This window comes from Acinetobacter sp. GFQ9D191M, from assembly GCF_011174875.1.
Classification (GTDB): Bacteria; Pseudomonadota; Gammaproteobacteria; order Pseudomonadales; family Moraxellaceae; genus Acinetobacter.
This window is the reverse complement of sequence record NZ_JAALGV010000179.1, coordinates 1-819: the sequence shown is the minus strand read 5'-3', so window position 1 is coordinate 819 and position 819 is coordinate 1. Positions and strand designations below refer to the sequence as shown.

The following is an 819-nucleotide window of genomic DNA, read 5'->3' as shown; positions in this document are numbered from 1 at the left end:
GATGGAATTGCCCAATATTATTCAACAATTTATCGGAAACAGCGTTTTAGAGCCAAATAAAATTGGTCAGTCGCCATCGGATGTTTATTCTTTTAATCGAAATAATGAAACTTTTTTTCTTAAGCGATCTAGCACTTTATATACAGAGACCACATACAGTGTCTCTCGTGAAGCGAAAATGTTGAGTTGGCTCTCTGAGAAATTAAAGGTGCCTGAACTCATCATGACTTTTCAGGATGAGCAGTTTGAATTCATGATCACTAAAGCGATCAATGCAAAACCAATTTCAGCGCTTTTTTTAACAGACCAAGAATTGCTTGCTATCTATAAGGAGGCACTCAATCTGTTAAATTCAATTGCTATTATTGATTGTCCATTTATTTCAAACATTGATCATCGGTTAAAAGAGTCAAAATTTTTTATTGATAACCAACTCCTTGACGATATAGATCAAGATGATTTTGACACTGAATTATGGGGAGACCATAAAACTTACCTAAGTCTATGGAATGAGTTAACCGAGACTCGTGTTGAAGAAAGATTGGTTTTTTCTCATGGCGATATCACGGATAGTAATATTTTTATAGATAAATTCAATGAAATTTATTTTTTAGATCTTGGTCGTGCTGGGTTAGCAGATGAATTTGTAGATATATCCTTTGTTGAACGTTGCCTAAGAGAGGATGCATCGGAGGAAACTGCGAAAATATTTTTAAAGCATTTAAAAAATGATAGACCTGACAAAAGGAATTATTTTTTAAAACTTGATGAATTGAATTGATTCCAAGCATTATCTAAAAATACTTGGCAGAGTAAAAC

General features: G+C 33.2%; 1 protein-coding gene. It reads left to right on the top strand.

What is annotated here, in order from left to right:
* Nucleotide 1 precedes the first annotated feature (1 nt).
* Entirely contained in the window at nucleotides 2-781 is a 780-nt protein-coding gene (locus G5T77_RS17025; RefSeq protein WP_000422636.1) for an aminoglycoside O-phosphotransferase APH(3')-VIa, read from the top strand.
* Nucleotides 782-819: the final 38 nt, after the last annotated feature.